This window comes from Shewanella sp. S23-S33, from assembly GCF_043359565.1.
Lineage (GTDB): Bacteria > Pseudomonadota > Gammaproteobacteria > Enterobacterales > Shewanellaceae > Shewanella > Shewanella oncorhynchi.
This window is the reverse complement of record NZ_JBHFFD010000043.1, coordinates 20,867-38,432: the sequence shown is the minus strand read 5'-3', so window position 1 is coordinate 38,432 and position 17,566 is coordinate 20,867. Positions and strand designations below refer to the sequence as shown.

At 45.3% G+C, this 17,566-nt stretch carries 14 protein-coding genes; 7 read left to right on the top strand and 7 right to left on the bottom strand.

Annotation, left to right across the window (positions count from 1 at the left end; all coding sequences use genetic code 11):
- Window positions 1-49: 49 nt before the first annotated feature.
- Window positions 50-1,216 carry a ribonuclease T gene (locus ACHA99_RS10935; protein WP_393942701.1) on the bottom strand — a complete coding sequence of 389 codons (1,167 nt, stop codon included), beginning with the start codon at window positions 1,214-1,216 and terminating at the stop codon, window positions 50-52.
- Between the two features lie 175 nt (window positions 1,217-1,391).
- On the opposite strand from ACHA99_RS10935, the gene ACHA99_RS10930 reads away from it, so the two are divergent.
- A complete protein-coding gene (locus ACHA99_RS10930; protein ID WP_393942699.1) occupies window positions 1,392-2,966 on the top strand; it encodes a hypothetical protein in 1,575 nt (524 codons plus the stop codon).
- A gap of 73 nt (window positions 2,967-3,039) precedes the next feature.
- On the opposite strand, the gene ACHA99_RS10925 is transcribed toward ACHA99_RS10930, so the two are convergent.
- From ACHA99_RS10925 to ACHA99_RS10910, 4 genes are all read right to left on the bottom strand, one after another.
- Window positions 3,040-6,183 carry an efflux RND transporter permease subunit gene (locus ACHA99_RS10925; RefSeq protein WP_393942697.1) on the bottom strand — a complete coding sequence of 1,048 codons (3,144 nt, stop codon included), beginning with the start codon at window positions 6,181-6,183 and terminating at the stop codon, window positions 3,040-3,042.
- Window positions 6,184-6,192: 9 nt separating this feature from the next.
- Complete coding sequence (locus tag ACHA99_RS10920; RefSeq protein ID WP_393942695.1) at window positions 6,193-7,734, bottom strand: efflux RND transporter periplasmic adaptor subunit; 1,542 nt, start codon at window positions 7,732-7,734, stop codon at window positions 6,193-6,195.
- Between the two features lie 21 nt (window positions 7,735-7,755).
- Entirely contained in the window at window positions 7,756-8,016 is a 261-nt protein-coding gene (locus ACHA99_RS10915) for a heavy metal-binding domain-containing protein (protein ID WP_198572393.1), read from the bottom strand.
- Window positions 8,017-8,294: 278 nt separating this feature from the next.
- On the bottom strand, window positions 8,295-8,732 hold the full coding sequence (locus ACHA99_RS10910) for a hypothetical protein (RefSeq protein WP_393942693.1): 438 nt from the start codon (window positions 8,730-8,732) through the stop codon (window positions 8,295-8,297).
- Between the two features lie 591 nt (window positions 8,733-9,323).
- On the opposite strand from ACHA99_RS10910, the gene ACHA99_RS10905 reads away from it, so the two are divergent.
- Window positions 9,324-9,887, top strand: coding sequence for a NapC/NirT family cytochrome c (locus ACHA99_RS10905; RefSeq protein ID WP_105250630.1), 564 nt, complete (start codon window positions 9,324-9,326; stop codon window positions 9,885-9,887).
- 85 nt (window positions 9,888-9,972) lie between these two features.
- Here ACHA99_RS10905 and ACHA99_RS10900 read toward each other — a convergent pair whose 3' ends face one another.
- The gene (locus tag ACHA99_RS10900; protein WP_173248200.1) at window positions 9,973-10,257 is read right to left on the bottom strand and encodes a DUF1145 domain-containing protein; all 285 of its coding nucleotides are present in this window, start codon (window positions 10,255-10,257) and stop codon (window positions 9,973-9,975) included.
- The gene (gene rsmD, locus ACHA99_RS10895) at window positions 10,232-10,900 is read right to left on the bottom strand and encodes a 16S rRNA (guanine(966)-N(2))-methyltransferase RsmD (RefSeq protein WP_263196370.1); all 669 of its coding nucleotides are present in this window, start codon (window positions 10,898-10,900) and stop codon (window positions 10,232-10,234) included. The genes ACHA99_RS10900 and rsmD overlap by 26 nt, the downstream gene beginning before the upstream one ends.
- 213 nt (window positions 10,901-11,113) lie before the next feature.
- Between rsmD and ftsY the strand changes: the two genes are divergently transcribed.
- The 5 genes from ftsY (at window position 11,114) to ACHA99_RS10870 (ending at window position 17,540) form a co-directional block, all read left to right on the top strand.
- A complete protein-coding gene (gene ftsY / locus ACHA99_RS10890; RefSeq protein WP_393942690.1) occupies window positions 11,114-12,715 on the top strand; it encodes a signal recognition particle-docking protein FtsY in 1,602 nt (533 codons plus the stop codon).
- Between the two features lie 3 nt (window positions 12,716-12,718).
- Window positions 12,719-13,435 (top strand): cell division ATP-binding protein FtsE, encoded by a 717-nt coding sequence (gene ftsE, locus ACHA99_RS10885; protein WP_105250626.1) that lies wholly within the window; start codon window positions 12,719-12,721, stop codon window positions 13,433-13,435.
- Window positions 13,432-14,397 carry a permease-like cell division protein FtsX gene (gene ftsX / locus ACHA99_RS10880; protein ID WP_393942688.1) on the top strand — a complete coding sequence of 322 codons (966 nt, stop codon included), beginning with the start codon at window positions 13,432-13,434 and terminating at the stop codon, window positions 14,395-14,397. The genes ftsE and ftsX overlap by 4 nt, the downstream gene beginning before the upstream one ends.
- Window positions 14,398-14,622: 225 nt before the next feature.
- A complete protein-coding gene (gene rpoH / locus ACHA99_RS10875) occupies window positions 14,623-15,480 on the top strand; it encodes an RNA polymerase sigma factor RpoH (RefSeq protein ID WP_006079635.1) in 858 nt (285 codons plus the stop codon).
- Between the two features lie 1,529 nt (window positions 15,481-17,009).
- Complete coding sequence (locus ACHA99_RS10870) at window positions 17,010-17,540, top strand: fimbrial protein (protein WP_393942685.1); 531 nt, start codon at window positions 17,010-17,012, stop codon at window positions 17,538-17,540.
- Window positions 17,541-17,566 lie beyond the last annotated feature (26 nt).

The window sequence follows — 17,566 nt, the reverse complement described above, 5'->3', positions numbered from 1 at the left end:
TTAAAAACGGCGACGCTAAATCGCCGTTTTTATTTGCCTAACTATTTGTTTAATTAGCGTTATCAATCATGATTGTTTCAGGGCAGGAGCCTTTTGAGGCCTTATTGGCTTTGGCGAGTAGGCTAGGTAAAGAGTCAGAGGTTTTAATGACTTCGGGCAAGTTAATGCGGATTTCACTCAGTAATCCCTTGCCACATTCAAGACTCATTTTAGTGTGAGCGCCTTGACCGAAGCTGCTATCAAAACTTTGGTTTAACTCACTTTTACTGACACTCTTACCTATGTTGTCATGGATAAATTTTTGTACCCATGCCGAGGCATTGACCGCTTGGGTCAGCTGGGTTGCCAATAAAAAGTACTCGTTAGGGTCTTGGTTACGGCAAGTGCCGTGTTTCCACCATTCGTGGCGTTCTAAACAGGTGCCATATTGGGCGCTTGGCATGACTTCTTCTAAATTTTTGCGCACCGATGGATTCAGTTCAAACTCCGGATAAGTACAGAAATCATTCGGTTGCAGTTTGACTGTGCTGCAATAGCCATATCGCGTGCCGCATTGTTGTTTATTCGGCCACAGTCCGTGCAGGCTGAAGTGTTGCCATTGGCTCGATTCTGGCGTTTGGCTGAGGGCGCGGCATTCGGCTTTACGGCGGCCATAGAGTTCACAAAAGGTGCTTTGCCAGCTTAATGCGAGCACGTTAGCATCGAATTCGCCACCGATTTGACATTGATTCCCTTGGCGTTTCTCTGGGGTACCATGCTCTTTAAGGCTATCTCGGCTTTTTGCTTTGATGTCCGATGCCGTGGTTGTTTGCGCCGGTTCCGCCGCCGTTGCAGGTGTTGATAAATTGCTGCCAGCAACATTAGATAGATATTGACCACAATCGCCGCTGATCCAACGCATGGGAGACTTCACCGCATTGGTGCGCACTCTTAGCCAATCAGGTTTAGCGCTATTGCCGAGGATTTCAAGTACAGGGTAGCGCTCACCAATGTTGCTCTGCCATTGGTCTGGATTCGTCTGCTTATTTTTCGATTGAAATAGCTCACAGCGTTTGTCGGCAACGAATTCACCAGTTGCAGGTGCGGCAAAGGCGGGTGCTGTAATGATGAGCGCAGAGCATAAACCGAATGCGGCAAGTAATGCGCGTGATGGGGTTTTAAGGGAAAGTGCTTGCGGCCATATCTGGCTGATGGTTAAACAAAATGACTTGGTCATGTGATGGGATCCTTCCTGCGGCAGTGAATTGAGTCAATTCTGCGTGGCACTGAGTCAATGGTACACATAAGCGCTATAAACTTAGAGGCTTATTTTATGGATAGCGAATACCCATGTAATTATGGTGATTCGACTTATATTCAGGTTTCTACTTGTGAATATAAAGAGGTTATTCGTGCGTAAGGTAATCAATCTAAATGCTGTTTTGTTATCGTCTCTTGTGGTGCTATCGGGTTGTAATTCTGACTCTGACGATACTAATCCCATACCGATTGAACCAACTGGGCGTTGGTTAAAAGGTGACTTACATGTACACACCGCAGTTTCGCAGGATGCTCGCGAAACCCAGTCTGATATTCTGAAGTGGGCCTTTGATGACTTCGGTTTAGACTATGTTTCCTTATCGAATCATATGCGTAATAACAGTCAAGATAATGATGATAACGACGTAGGTGGTTTGCTTTATTACGACGCATTAACTCAGTATGAAATGCCTGGTCTAAAAAAGGCCATGCCTAACTATGAGGGCAAAATTGCCTATTCGAGTTTCGAGTGGGATATGCCAACCCATGAGCACTTTAATATCGGTATTTTAGGTGATGAAGCTAAAGTCTTGTCGGCGATTAAAACCTTCGAGTACAGATTTAGTAGTAAAAATGACATTGCAGACTTTGATCCCCAAGATATCGCCGCTTGGAATGCTGCGGGTTATACCCGTCAAAACCAGACTCATGAAGATGCCGTTGCGGCGTTGAAATGGCTAGAGACTCATTATCCCGATAGCAGCTATGGGATGTTAAATCATCCTCGTCGCTATTTAACCAGCTATACCATTAAAGATGTAAGGGAACTGAATGATGCTGCACCCAATGTCTTCTTTTTAGTTGAAGGTCTGGTTGGCGGACAATTTAGCGGTAATCGCGGCGATTATGCTGAGCGCAGTAGCGGTGTATATGGTGGAGTCGACCCTGTGGTAGCGCAGGTCGGCGGTTGGTGGGATGCGCTGTTAGGCGAAGGTCGCCAGATCTGGAATATGGGTAACTCAGATATCCATTTCAAAACGCGCCCACCTTATGCAAGTAGTTATTATCCCGGTGAATATGCGAAAAGCTACACTTGGGTCGATGGTCAAGATACCACGGCGCTTTTGAAGGGGTTACGCTCAGGTAATAGCTTTTCTGTGTTTGGCGATTTGATTGATGCCTTGGATTTTAAGCTCGAAAGTAGCAATAAGAATAGTGTCACTATGGGGCAAACCTTGGTAGCGAAAGCGGGCGACAAGTTAACGCTCACTATTCGCTTTAAAAGTCCGGCCTTGAATAATAAAGAGTCGGATATAGGTAATGAAGTTTATGCCGGCATTAACCCTGGTGTACACCACATCGACTTGATTGCGGGCAATGTGGGTCCGCGCGCTGAAGCGGGGACAACGGCATATGAAAAGGAAACTAACGATTCAACCTTAGTGGTTAAGACTTTTACCAGTGCTGATTGGCAAAAAGATGCTGATGGCTACTACAGCATGAGCTACAGCTTTATTGCTGATAAGCCTCAATATTTCCGTTTGCGCGGTACTAATCTAGATTACAACCAAGCTAATCTCACGGAAAAAGGTAATCCTTTAAAATCAGCTGTGATTAATCAAGCCGAAGATGAATCGGTTCAGGCTTGGTATAACAAGATTAATGATCGTAACTATAACGACCTGTGGTTCTATTCTAACCCTTTGTTTGTTAGCACGAATAAATAACTCTCTTTAAAGACCGTTGAATAAAAAATCCCCCAGACTATTTCGGTTTGGGGGATTTTTTATGTATGTGTTATTACTGAACTGCGTCTTTCTTTAATTTACGCGAATAAATCAGTAGATAAAGCGCGGGTAGTACAAACAGTGACAGTAATGGGGCCGTAACCATGCCGCCGACCATAGGTGCGGCAATTTTCTGCATCACATCGTTACCCGATCCTGCGCCCCACATAATGGGCAGTAGGCCAAAAAAGATAGTGGCGACTGTCATCGCTTTGGGGCGAATACGCATAACAGCACCTTCAATTAAGGCTTCTTTGAGATCGGTTACTGTATGATAGTTATTCTTCTCTTGCCTGTGCTTAATGGCATTATTAAGGTAAATCAGCATGATTACCCCAAACTCCGCGGCAACGCCCGCCAACGCAATCATACCGACTGCGACGGCGACTGAGATGTTGTAATCCAGTAGATACAATAGCCAAGTGCTGCCGACCAGCGCGAATGGGAGGCTGAGCATGATAATACTCGCCTGCAAAGTAGAGCCAAATGTCATCATCAACAGGATGAATATCACACCTAAGGCCATAGGGATCACTTGCTTCAGTTTTGCATCTACCCGTTGCATATATTCATACTGGCCTGCGAAGGTATAGCTGTAGCGCGGGGGCACTTTAAGTTCGGCAGTTAATGCTTGCTTGGCAGTAGTAATGTATTCACCGATAGACGTGCCTTCAATATCGATAAACACCCAAGAGATTAAGCGACCATTTTCACTGGTGAGCATAGGTGCGCCATCGGTGATTTCGATATCCGCTAAATTTCGCAGTGGCAGGTAATTTCCCGATTTAGTGATCACAGGGAGTTCACGTAGCTTCTCGATATTATCGCGTAGCTCACGGGGATAACGTAGGTTGATGGGATAACGCTCAGCCCCTTGTATCGATTCACCAATATCCATACCGCCAATGGCGTAACGTACTACATCTTGAATATCCTGCAATGACATACCGTAACGTGCAGCCACATCGAGTTTGGGGGTGATATCGATATAACGCCCGCCGCCACTGCGTTCGGCATAGGCCGACTTAGTGTGTGGCACTCTACTGAGAATGGCCTCTATTTCTGCTCCTAGGCTTTGTAGTTCGTTCACATCGGCGCCGGTGATCTTAATGCCAACGGGGGTTTTTATCCCAGTCGAGAGCATATCGATACGGGTTTTGATGGGTTGAACCCAAGCATTCGTGATACCCGGCACTTTCACCGTTTGTTGCAGTTGAGCGATGATGCCATCTAAGGTCATACCCTCGCGCCATTCTTCATGGGGTTTAAGCATGATGGTGGTTTCGAGCATAGTTAACGGCGCGGGATCGGTCGCAGTCTCGGCGCGGCCCACCTTACCAAATACGCGGGCGACTTCGGGGACGGTTTTAATCAAACGATCGGTTTGCTGTAACACTTCGGCGGCTTTGCCCGCACTGAGTCCTGGTAACGCGGTTGGCATGTAGAGTAAATCGCCTTCTTCTAACTCGGGCATAAACTCACTGCCCATGCGCGTCATCGGATACCAAGCGCTGACTAAGGCAATCAACGCTAATGCTAAGGTGATTTTAGGAAACCTAAGTACCAGATTAAGCGATGGCTTATATAAAGCGATCAGCACGCGACTGATGGGATTTTTATGCTCACTCGGAATTTTTCCCCGAATAAAATAGCCCATTAAGACTGGCACTAATGTGATTGCTAATAATGCGGAAGCGGCCATAGCAAAGGATTTGGTATAGGCCAGTGGCGCGAATAATCGACCTTCCTGCGCTTCGAGTGCAAACACAGGCACAAAGCTTAAGGTGATAATAATCAATGAGAAAAATAACGCAGGGCCGACTTCAATCGACGCTTCGGTGACGATGCGCCAATGCTCCTTAGTATCGGGTTCGCGATCATGTTCGGCTTTGAAATGTTCTAAATGTTTGTGCAGGTTTTCGATCATCACAATCGCGCCATCCACCACGGCGCCGATAGCAATGGCGATGCCGCCAAGGCTCATGATATTGGCGTTCACACCCATCTTATTCATCACGATAAAAGCGATAAGGATGGATAGCGGCAGGGTTATCACGGCCACGAGTGTGGAGCGCGCATGCAGCAAAAACAGTAAGCAGACTAAGCCAACCACCAACATTTCTTCGACGACCTTGCTAAACAAGTTGTCGACGGACTTAAGAATCAAGTGGGATCTGTCATAGGTTGGGATAATCTCAACCCCATCGGGCAGGCCCGCTTTGAGTTCTTCGAGTTTAGCTTTCACCGCATCTATCGTCGCTAAGGCGTTTTCGCCGTAACGCATCACCACAATTCCGCCAACGACTTCACCTTCACCGTCGAGTTCGGCTATGCCGCGGCGTGAGGCTGGGCCTTTGCGCACAGTGGCGACATCTTTGAGTAATAAACCTGTACCAGAAGGGCTGGTGATACCAAGGGGAATTTCACGAAAATCCTCTAGCGTCTGGCGATAGCCTTTGGCGCGCACCATGTATTCGGCTTCGGCCATTTCGATCACTGAGCCGCCAGCTTCGCTATTAGCTTTATCGATCGCTTGTTTAATGCTGGCGATATCGAGTTTATAGATCGCCATTTTATCGGGCTCAAGCACTATCTGATAGGTTTGCTCCATGCCGCCGACGGTGGCAACTTCAGACACGCCTGCCACGCTTTGCAGCTCTAGCTTGAGATACCAATCCTGCAGACTTTTGAGTTGCGATAAATCTAAATTGCCAGAACGATCGACCAGCGCATATTCATACACCCAACCGACACCGGATGCATCGGGACCGAGTGAAGGTTGTACGCCCTGGGGTAAACGGCTGCTAATTTGACTCAGGTACTCGAGCACTCGCGAGCGTGCCCAGTAGATGTCGGTGCCATCTTCAAAAATCACATACACATAGGAGTCGCCGAACATGGAATAACCACGTACGGTTTTGGCGCCAGGTACAGCTAACATGGCGGTCGACAAGGGATAAGTCACTTGTTCCTCAACCAATTTTGGCGCTTGGCCCGGGTAAGGGGTTTTAATGATCACTTGTACGTCGGATAAATCCGGCAGCGCATCAAGCGGCGTTTTGCGCAGCTCCTGTACGCCCCAAACAGTGATCATGATGGCGATAATCAGCACCATCAATCGCTGCCTGATTGACGCCTCGATAATATATTTCAACATAACGCGCTCCTAGTGCTGATGACCGCTGCTTAAACGCATTAAGCTGCCCTTGAGACTGGCTTCGGAGTCGAGTAAGAATTGCCCCGAAATCACCACCCGTTCACCTTCATTCAGGCCTGAAATAATCTCGGCTTTACCTTGGCTCATCATGCCGACTGTGACGGCCTTGGCGGTAAAGCTGTCATCGGTTTGTTTGACGATCACGCGGTTTTCTTTACCCGTCTGAATTAAAGCTTCCTGCGGGATCACGAGCACATCTTTATTCGGGCCACCGAATAGCGAGACTTTCGCGAGGGTTTTAGGTCTTAAATCTACGTCGGCATTGTTGAGAACCACTCGAACTCGCAGGCTGCGAGTGACTGGGTCAAGCTCAGGGTAGATGTAATCGATCGTGCCTTCGATGCCACTGATATTCATGGCGGGAACGGCAATTTCGGCCTTTTGACCTTTAGCAATCCAGCTTTGCTCATTCTCGAATACATCGGCAATCACCCATACCTTAGAGAGATCCACTAGGGACATGACTTCGGTCGAAGGCTGAATGTACATGCCATCACGAACGTCGAGGGCTTTAACTATGCCATCCTCTTTGGCGTAGAAAGGTACGCGATACTGGGTTTGATGTGACTCTGCTAATTGTTTGATTTGCCTGTCGTTAAAACCAAGGAAAGATAAGCGTAAACCCGCATTGCGCACCAAATCTTTGTAGCGGCCTTGGCCGTTTGCTTTGGCGGTGTCCATGGCGAGCAGGTAGTCATCTTGGGCGTTAATTAAATCGGGGGAATAGATCTCGTAGATAAGCTGGTCTTTCTTAACGGTATCGCCCACGGATTTGATCATCAGTTTTTCAATCCAGCCAGTGACGCGGGCATGGATATGGGTGATCTGGCTTTCGTCGTAATCGATTTGACCGACGGTTTCGACAAATTTCCACAGTGTGTCGCGTTCAACCTTGGCGACTTTGAGTGCCAGCGCTTGCTGCATACTGCCGGAAACATTGATATTGATTTCTTGGGTATTGCCGCCCGTTTCGACTTTTTCTAAGTTCATGCCGCAGATAGGGCAAGTGCCGGGCACATCGCTGATGATGTGAGCATGCATAGGGCAAACGTACTTGATTGTTGTCACGTGGTTTTGGGCTTTAACTAAGCTGTCGGCCTTAGGTGTTGGGGTATCGAATACCTGGCTCGAAGCTTTCGCTGCCAAGATTTGTCCATGCTCAGAGGCTTGGTGATCTGCGACTTGATGCTGTGCATGCTCGGCCGCAGAGTTTGCGGTATCTTGTTTCTCAACTAAAAACATATTGCACTTAGGGCAGCGACCAGGCTCATGGCTGAGTACTTCGGGATGCATAGGGCAAGTGTAGGTTTTTACTTGATTTAACGAATTATTTTTAGGCGCTGTTGCAGAATTTACTGCAGCTTCGGTCGCCACGGGCTCTTGTGTGCTCGCCAGTTGGGCATGGCTCAACCAAGGCGTACCTAAGAGTAAGCTACTCAAGATCAGTACGGCTTTAGGGGTCTGCTTTTTTACGGTTTTAAATGAATTCATATGCCTCATCTCCAGCCTAGCTTAGTGGTGTTTGTGGGCGTTTTTTGCCGCACCTTCAGCCGGTTTTGCTTCTATTGCCTTTGGCTCTAAGTTCATACCACATTGAGGGCAAGTATCCTCTTTGCTGCCAGTCACTTCAGGGTGCATAGGGCAAACATGGGTATGTGCTTGTTCCTGTGGATTGGCATTGTCGTGTTGATGTGCGTGCGGCGCGGCCGTCGCAAACACGCTTGTGCTGGTCAGCAAGAATGTGATTAAGGCGAGATTAGTTAGTGTTTTCATATTATTCACTCCATCGGATTAACGGCCGAATACGAGCGCATAAACGTCAGTGAGCACAGTGGATCAAAGCGGTTCGCTTCGATAGACGAATTGATGCCACAATTTGGCATTCGGCTCAGTAATCAACGTTTTGCTAGACTCGGGTGCACGATTTAATGATAAGGCACCACAATAAACGGCTAAATAGGGCGTTAGCTTAGGGCTAACAGCATTGTCGTTTTAGCTTGGTCGTTTGGCTTTTTTTAAGGGTTTATTTGCCCAATAAGCACAAAGTAGAGCTAGGCTATCGGTGGTTTAAAGGCCGAAGACAAAGAGATAGAGTGGAAATGAGGCATAGGAGTGGCCATTGCAGTATCGCTCATGCTCACACTTGGCCAGAGGTGTGGGCTGAATAGAGTGCCAGCGACTGAAATCGTCAAACAATGACCACAATCATTTGAACATGATGTGGTGCCATCACAGCAATGCTGTTTCGCGCCGGGAAGCATTTTATCGTTGCAGCAATCCGTGTTGGCCATTGAATGTGAGTCAGAACTGTTCTCCGTGTCCATCTGCATCATTGTAGCGTGGTGCATTTGGGAGGAAACCTCATGATTCATCGCACTCATATCCATGGTGTGTGGCACTATGGCGTGACCATTAGACACGACACTTTGCCCGACGAGTGCGAGTAGAGTGAATATGACTAAAAAATAACGACCGAGTGTGTGATGCATAAGTCTTCCAAATGATGAACTGCTCGATTCTAGCATAGCGATGTTTAGCTGTAATGATTTAACTCACATTTCAGTTAACGCCTCAATTTGAATATCTAATTAATCTAAATTAGCAAATAAAATCTCTGACTCGAAGTTTTGCCTTCAACGGGCTTATCATGAATATGACTGCGTATTTTAAGAGACTCAAATTGATCGTAGAAAGTTTCATTTCGAACAGTATTATTCGGCTTACCTGCGTTTTACCATTTATTTCTGCTTCACTCTTAAGGTGCAATAAACATTGGCGTGATCACATTTCTGTTTTCTAGAAAATAAATTTCTAGTTCTAGATTATCAAGGGAAAACCTAACTATAAAAAATCGGTAACTTGCGATTATCGGGTGATTGCATTAGCTTTAGTTAAAGTGCATCACAGTTCAGCTAGCGGTTTTTACCAAATGACGTCCAAATAGTTAGAGCTAAGTCTCATTTTGCGCTTTTAAGGTTAATTTAATCAGCAAATTTCGGCTTAAAATCAAATTTCTAATAAATGAAAGAGCATAAACTAGTCTTATAAAAACTAATTTTGACAATTTTGGAGATAGAGTGATGAACTGGCGTGCACTATTTAAACCTAGCGCGAAATATTCAATCCTGGCGCTACTGGTCGTCGGTATTGTAGTGGGTGTTGTGGGGTACTTTACCACTCAACAAACATTACACGCGACCAGTACAGATGAGTTCTGTATGTCTTGCCATAGCAATCATTCGCTGAAGGATGAAGTGTTGGCTTCTGCCCATGGCGGCGGCAAAGCGGGGATTACGGTTCAGTGTCAAGACTGTCACTTACCCCATGGTCCAGTCGATTATTTGATCAAAAAAATCATCGTATCTAAAGATTTATATGGTTTCATGACAATTGATGGCTTTAACACTCAAGCCTGGTTAGATGAAAATCGTAAAGAACAAGCGGATAAAGCGCTGAATTATTTCCGTGCTAACGATTCTGCTAACTGTCAGCATTGCCACACTCGTATTTACGAAAATCAGCCAGAAACTATGAGTAAAATGGCTGTAAGAATGCACTCAAATAACTTCAAGAAAGAACCTGACGCGAGAAAGACCTGTGTTGACTGCCATAAAGGCGTAGCACACCCATATCCAAAAGGATAAGGTTTAGCGATTAAGTTTCTTAATTGATAGCTATTAAAAAGCCCTCAATAGAGGGCTTTTTTGCTGTCTGTGTCTGAGTGCTCGGTTAATTCGCTTGAGTCATCACCCGTTGCCGATAAGCTAACAGGCTGAAAATTCCGAAGATAAACACTTGTAGATAATCTTGTTGCGTTAATGGCAGCAAGGTCTTAAACAGCATGTGGAAAATCGCGACTTGGAAGCAATGCATCATGCAGGTAATGGCAAACAGGATATTTAAAGTAATCGCCACATTGCCTTCAAAGGGGATGACTAAGTTGTAGGCCATCATCAACCAAGCAATCAGAGTGATGGCTTTACCTAAGTTAATTAATAAGGGCATGGTTTTCATCTTCGATGGGCTCAACAGTGGTTTCTGAGTGATATTGATATAAACGGTAGCTCACTTGCCCTGCATTCTTTTCTTTTAAGGCGTGCCAGCGAGAAGGGATAGCAAGTTGCGGCAATTCAGACTCGATTTCGACATAAATCAGCGCACCATCATTGAGCCAACCTTGAGTATCTAGCAGTTGAATCGTCTTTTCTGCCAATCCCTTACGAAAGGGTGGATCGATAAACACCACATCGAAACCTTGCTCGCATCCCCTTTGCAGTACCACTAACGTATCAGCATTGAGCACTTCGGCCTTATCGCATTTAAGGGTTTGTAGATTTTCTTTTAATTGCATGGCTGCGCCGCGTTGCAACTCGATAATTTTGGCGAAACTGGCATAGCGGGACAAGGCTTCGAGAGCTAAAGCGCCACTACCGCCAAAACAGTCGAGTACACGTGCATTGACTAAATCATTAGCCAGCCAATTAAAGAGTGTTTCGCGAACCCTGTCTGTCGTCGGGCGTAAACCTTCGAGATCTTGGATAGGTAGACGACGCGAGCGCCATTGGCCTGCGATGATCCGCACTTGTCCACTGCCGGGTTTATTTTTGGCTGTTTGACCCTTGGTCACATTATTTTTGACCGTTCGATGATTAACCAAAGTGCCCCCGTGATTTTGCCTGAAGAAAGAAAGTGGTAGACTGTGCCACCTTAATAAAGGCCGCTATTTTATATCAAAGTCTCACTAAAAGGTGAGAAGGCTAACTGAGCTTAGCTAATTGCCGACTTTTTGGGCGTAATTGCCGAGGCAATCTGGTATAACATCAGGGTCTTATTCAAAATTCAATACTGAAGTAGAGCGCTGGAATCACACATGGCAAAGAAAGGTTTTTTCTCTTGGTTTCGTAAAGATAAGTCACAAGATGAGGTCGTCGCTGAAACGCCAGTTGTTACTCCAACACAAGATACTGATGCAGCACAGTGTGTAGCGCCGGAACAAGTAGAGTCACAAGGGGTCATCGAGGCCGAAGCTCATGCTGAAAAACAGGCTGCAGAACAGTTAGCGGCCGAACAAACACAGGCAAAAGCCGAAGCCGAGCAATTCGCCCTTGAGCATGCCCGAATTGAATCGTTGCATTTTGCTAATCAGCAAGCTGAAGCGACACGTTTGGCTGCTGAACAACTTAGTGCACAAAAGCATGCTGCAGAGAAGTTAGCCGAAGCACAGTTAGAAGCAGAGCAACGCATTGCAGAACAATTGGCAGAACAGCAGTTAGCGGTTGAGCAAGCCGCCGCAGAGCAATTAGCTCAAGCAGAGGCGGCGCGTGTAGTTGCCGCTCAGCTAGAAGCAGAATTACTCGCAGCGGAACTTGCCCGTTTGGCCGCCGAACAGCATGCTGTTGAAGCCTTAGCGGCAGAACAACTTGCTGGCGCAGCACTAGCACGTGAGCAAGCAGAGGCTTTAGTCCAGCAACAAGCTGAAATTGAGCAAACTGTTGTAGCAGTTGCTGAATTACAACCTGAGCCGCAGGCTAGACCCGTTAAGGAAGGGCTCTTTGCTCGCCTGAAACGTGGCTTAATGCGTACCAGCGAGAATATCGGCAGTGGTTTTATCGGCCTATTTCGCGGCAAGAAAATCGATGACGATCTGTTTGAAGAACTCGAAGAACAATTATTAATCGCCGACGTTGGTGTCGAAACCACTACGCGATTAATCAAGAATTTGACAGAGCATGCCTCACGTAAGCAGCTTAAAGATGCCGAAGCTTTATATGAATTGCTGCGGGATGAGTTGCAAAAAACACTCGATCCCGTCGCTATCCCGTTAGTACCAGACAATGCTAATGGCCCATTTGTTATCTTAATGGTTGGCGTTAATGGCGTGGGTAAAACTACCACTATTGGTAAATTGGCCAAACAATATCAGAGCCAAGGTAAGTCAGTCATGTTAGCCGCGGGTGATACCTTCCGTGCTGCAGCGGTTGAGCAGCTACAGGTTTGGGGTCAACGTAATGATATTACAGTGATTGCCCAGCATACAGGTGCTGATAGTGCCTCTGTGTTGTTCGATGCTTTGCAAGCAGCCAAGGCGCGTAAAGTGGATGTATTGATTGCCGACACTGCTGGTCGTTTACAGAATAAAGCGCACTTGATGGAAGAATTGAAGAAAGTCGTGCGAGTGATGAAGAAACTCGACCCAGATACGCCACATGAGGTCATGCTGACATTAGATGCGAGCACGGGGCAAAACGCGATTAGCCAAGCACAATTATTCCAGGAAGCCGTAGGTGTAACGGGTATTACCATCAGCAAGTTAGATGGAACGGCTAAGGGCGGCGTGGTATTTGCGATTGCTGATAAGTTTAATATTCCGATCCGTTACATAGGTGTGGGTGAGCAAATTGACGATTTGCGTACCTTCAATTCGAAAGAATTTATCGATGCCTTGTTCACTCAAGAAAAAGCGGATAGCTAATTTATGATTGATTTTCAGCAGGTCAGTAAGATTTATCCTGGCGGCCAAATGGCGCTGGAGGATGTGAATTTTCATCTACAGCAAGGTGAAATGGCATTTTTAACCGGCCACTCGGGGGCGGGTAAAAGTACGCTGTTGAAATTAATCACGGTAATCGAGCGGGCAACAACGGGGCGCGTCGCGATTAACGGTCACGATATCGCTAAAGTCAGCCCTAAACATGTGCCTTATTTGCGCCGCAATATCGGGATGATTTTCCAAAACCATCACCTATTGATGGACCGAAGTGTGTTCGACAATGTGGCTTTACCACTGGTGATTGAGGGATTCTCACACGGTGAAATCCGTAAGCGTGTTGCGGGTGCCCTCGACATGGTGGGTTTATATGGCAAGGAGCGGCATAACCCGATTATGTTGTCCGGCGGTGAGCAGCAACGTGTTGGCATTGCCCGTGCGATAGTGAACAAGCCGCCCTTACTGCTCGCCGATGAGCCTACGGGTAACTTAGATCCTAAATTATCTATGGATATTTTGCGTCTGTTTGAAACCTTTAATGATGCGGGAACCAGCGTATTAATCGCCACCCATGATTTAGGTCTTATCGCACGAATGAAATATCGCACTTTTACCCTCAAACAGGGCCGTATGTTAGGTGCACAAGAGTTGCATCCTAATGTGCACACTCGCAGTGCACCGACGAACAGAGGTGAAGGGCAATGAGCGATAGCGCAAAATTAACTCGCAGCAAGCTGCCTTTGTCTGGTCGGATTGTGATGTTTTTTATTCGCCATGCGCAGCAAGCAATGGCGAGCATGGGAGAGCTCTGGCGCAACCCAATATCCTCTGTGATGACCATGGCTGTCTTAGGTGTGAGCCTAAGTTTGCCTGCAGCATTGCAAGTGTTAGTTAAAAATGCCGAGACCATTACCAGTTCCTGGAACAGCGCGGCAGAGATCTCCTTGTTTATCGACGATAATCGTAGTGAACAAACGATTCAGAGCCTGCTGACTCGCATTCGGACATATCCCGAAGTGGATAAAGTGCAATATATTGATAAAAATCAAGCGCTAGAAGAATTCCAACGCTTATCTGGGTTTGGTGAGGCCTTGGCCTATTTAGATAAAAATCCTTTGCCAGCGGTTATTACTGTCATGCCTACGCCGCGTTACTCAACGCCGGTGGGCGCCCGTGAACTCTTAACTAAACTAGAGCGCGAGCCTGAGATTAGCTTTGGCCGCTTAGATATTGAATGGTTAGAACGGTTACAGGCAGTAGTGCGTCTACTCGAACGCACTGTGATGGCGATTGCTGCATTACTTGTGCTGGCAGTGGTCTTAGTGATAGGTAATACGATTCGCTTGGCAATTATGAATCGGCGCAGCGAAATTGAAGTGATGAAGCTAGTCGGAGCAACTGAAGCCTTTATCCAGCGTCCATTTCTCTACACAGGGATTTGGTACGGAGTTATTGGCGGCATATTGGCTTGGCTTATCATCAACTTATTAGTGTGGTATCTCGATTCCGCCCTTGCCGAGCTTTTAGGCTTGTATGGCAGTCAGCTTGAAATGAAATCACTCACTTTTATTGAACTGCTGCAATTGGTTGGACTTGCCTCATTTTTAGGTTGGTTAGGTTCGTATTTGTCTGTACGTCAGCATTTACGGTCGATTGAACCTTCATAATAATCAGTCGATTAAACTAAAAAAAGTGACGAAAAAAATGCTGAGGAATGAACTTTTGTTCACTTGCAATGTCTACTTCAGCGAGGTAAAAAGGGTATCCGCAAACGAGCTGAGGTTGACATACTCTGTCAATTAGCCGATAGTTCGTGAGCTTATTCTTAGGGTATTTTGTTGTTGAACCTAAGAATGCACTCGTTAAGTAGTCTGATAAATGTAGGAGAGCGAATGACCTTTCAAACGCAATCAATGGCACTGACAGTCCCACAGGGCGCCAGTAGTCTAGAAGCTTATATCCATTCAGTGACTAGCATCAGCATGCTGGACGCTGAGGCTGAGTATGAGTTAGCCAAGCGTTTACAGGAAACTGGTGATCTACAAGCTGCGAAGCAACTGATTATGTCGCACTTACGTTTTGTAGTGCACGTTGCTAAAGGCTATTCAGGCTATGGTTTGCCACAGGCAGATCTGATCCAAGAGGGCAACATAGGCTTGATGAAAGCGGTTAAACGCTTCGATCCCGATGTTGGCGTGCGTCTTGTGTCTTTTGCTGTGCACTGGATCAAAGCTGAAATTCATGAATATGTGCTGAAAAACTGGCGCATTGTTAAAGTCGCGACCACTAAAGCACAACGTAAGTTGTTCTTTAATATCCGTAAAGCGAAAAAACGCTTAGGTTGGTTCAGCGATGCAGAAGTCACTATGGTGGCTGAAAATTTAGGTGTGTCTAAGGCCGATGTGACCGAAATGGAATCACGTATGGCAGCGCAAGATCCGGCATTTGATTTAACCAATGATCAAGACGAGGAGCATGATTTTGCCCCCGTTCATTATTTGGAAGATCATTCATCGGATTTAGCGGAAAATATTGAAAACGACAACTGGGAATCGAATGCTCAAGGTCGTTTATTATCGGCCATCAAAACCTTAGATGAACGTAGCCAGCATATTCTGCGCGCCCGTTGGTTAGATGACGATAAAACCACACTGCAAGAACTTGCAGAGACTTATCAAGTGTCGGCCGAACGTATTCGCCAACTTGAGAAAAATGCCATGAACAAGCTAAAAGCTTGTATGGAAGCCTAAGTTGCGTCACGTGTAAAGTGATTTTAACTTAGCCATAAAAAAACCTGCTGCGGCAGGTTTTTTTATGGGAGAAAGAATGGATTTAATCGCGCTATTTAAAGTGAATTTCGCTATAGCTATAAAGCTCAATCGTATAGAAACGTACGCGACTATGGCTGATTTCACCACAAGACATCGGATTTATCCTACATTTAGAGCCGTTATAAATAGTTAATATATCGCTAACTTTTGAGCCTCAATTCGAAAGTTATTTTCGATGCTTATTATCGAACGGTTTGTTCCTCCGCATTTTGAGTATCGCCTTAAGCAAAGTTGATATGGATATTGAGCACGGAAGATTTGGTCGGGTAGCGATGGATTATGTACCAAGGAAAGCATTTAAGTTAGAAGGGATACCCGCCAATTTACGATAGATACTCATTATGCGTTTTTTTTAATGCTTACAAAGGTGGGAAGTTATGTTCTCAATGATCACTAAGTTAGCCCTATCATCAGAATCTGGTTGGGGTACTGCATTTCGTGTCAATGGGGGCGTCGAAGTATGTCAGCAGAGCTTGTTTTGGTTAGTTTGCAAGGGTATCGCTTTTGATAATGCTGACTTAAAACTCAGCTACACATTGGGATCTGAAGTTATTCAATGTCAATTCGAGACGAGAGTTTTAATAGAGCTGCTTAAAAAATAATATTCATTATTTTCAAGACGATAGCCAAGTGCGATGGTTGCTGCCCCGCAATGTATCAACAATCTTCTATGCGCAGTGGAAGAATAGTATAGCGGTTGACCTTAACCAAACCTGTGCTGACTACTGTTTTTTTTAAATGCTTATTCTTGCCATGACATTTTTATATGAATGAGTAGTGTTTTAAGCTAGATAAGTGTGATTAGTTAGTTATAAATTTTTAACTTATCAATAAGTACATTTATTGCCAGTAAATATACTTCAAAACATCCAATCTTGGTCGATAGTTAGGAGGTGTCCTACAAATCGAAATGGGTGATGAGATGTTAAAGGTATCGTTATTCGGCGTAACTACAGTCATGTTGAGCGCGGTGATAAGCTGTAACGTGATAGCAAAAACTGAGTTTAGAACTCTTTCTTTTCAAGGTGAGATAGCAGAACCAAGTTGCTACTCCGATCTATCTACCATTTCTTGTTATAACCAAAAAAGTGAGAAATTCATTTCACAGGATATACATCTTGAAGTATTGCTAAGTGATATGCTTAATCATGACAATAAAGTATTTGCTAGTAAGTTAGCACAAATCAATAAGTTAGTTATTTATAGACTTGATAGTAATACGTCAATTCTGTCTATTATTTATAATTAAGTATTAATTTTTAAAAAGCGATTTTAATATTTAGAATCGCCTTTCCCATTCTTTACTTTAAAAATCTTTCGTCGGAAATTTCCTACACGATGGCGAGTCTATTCCTATATTTGATTGCTGTTGTGGTTGTTATTGTGTACTCGGCTTTGAAGAGTAAATATATAAATATTTCCATGCAGTAACAGAAATAGGATTTCAGATGAACAAGTTAACTTTATCAGTTTTAGCTTTAAGTGCTCTTTTGGGAGCTAATGCACAGGCTAACAATACCATTAGCTTCAGTGGGGAAGTGACAGAACAAACGTGTCAAGTTGATCTTAGTGGTAACGTCAATGGACCAGTTGTTTTGCTGCCATTGGTATCAAAAACTGATCTAAAGGACCCCGGATCTGTCGCTGGGGAAACACCATTCACTATTTCAGTGAGTGGCTGCGCCGTAAATGGTTCTGAAGCATTACCAATTAAAACTGTGTTCTTTGGTAATGATGTCACCGCAAAAGGTAATTTAAAAAACTTTGGTTCAGCAAATAATGTAGAGCTTCAGATTTTAGATGCTGTAGGTGGTAATGCAATAGATGTTAGCGCTGGTGCTGCTGCTTCTGGCTTAAGTGTCGCTGCTGGGGAGTCTACTGGTAGTCATGATTTTGCTGTCCAGTATGTTTCTGTAGCAGGTAATGCAACAGCGGGTACAGTCATTGGTTCTATTCAGTATCAGATTGCTTATAAGTAATATGTAGCTGAGCTGCTTTAAGCTCA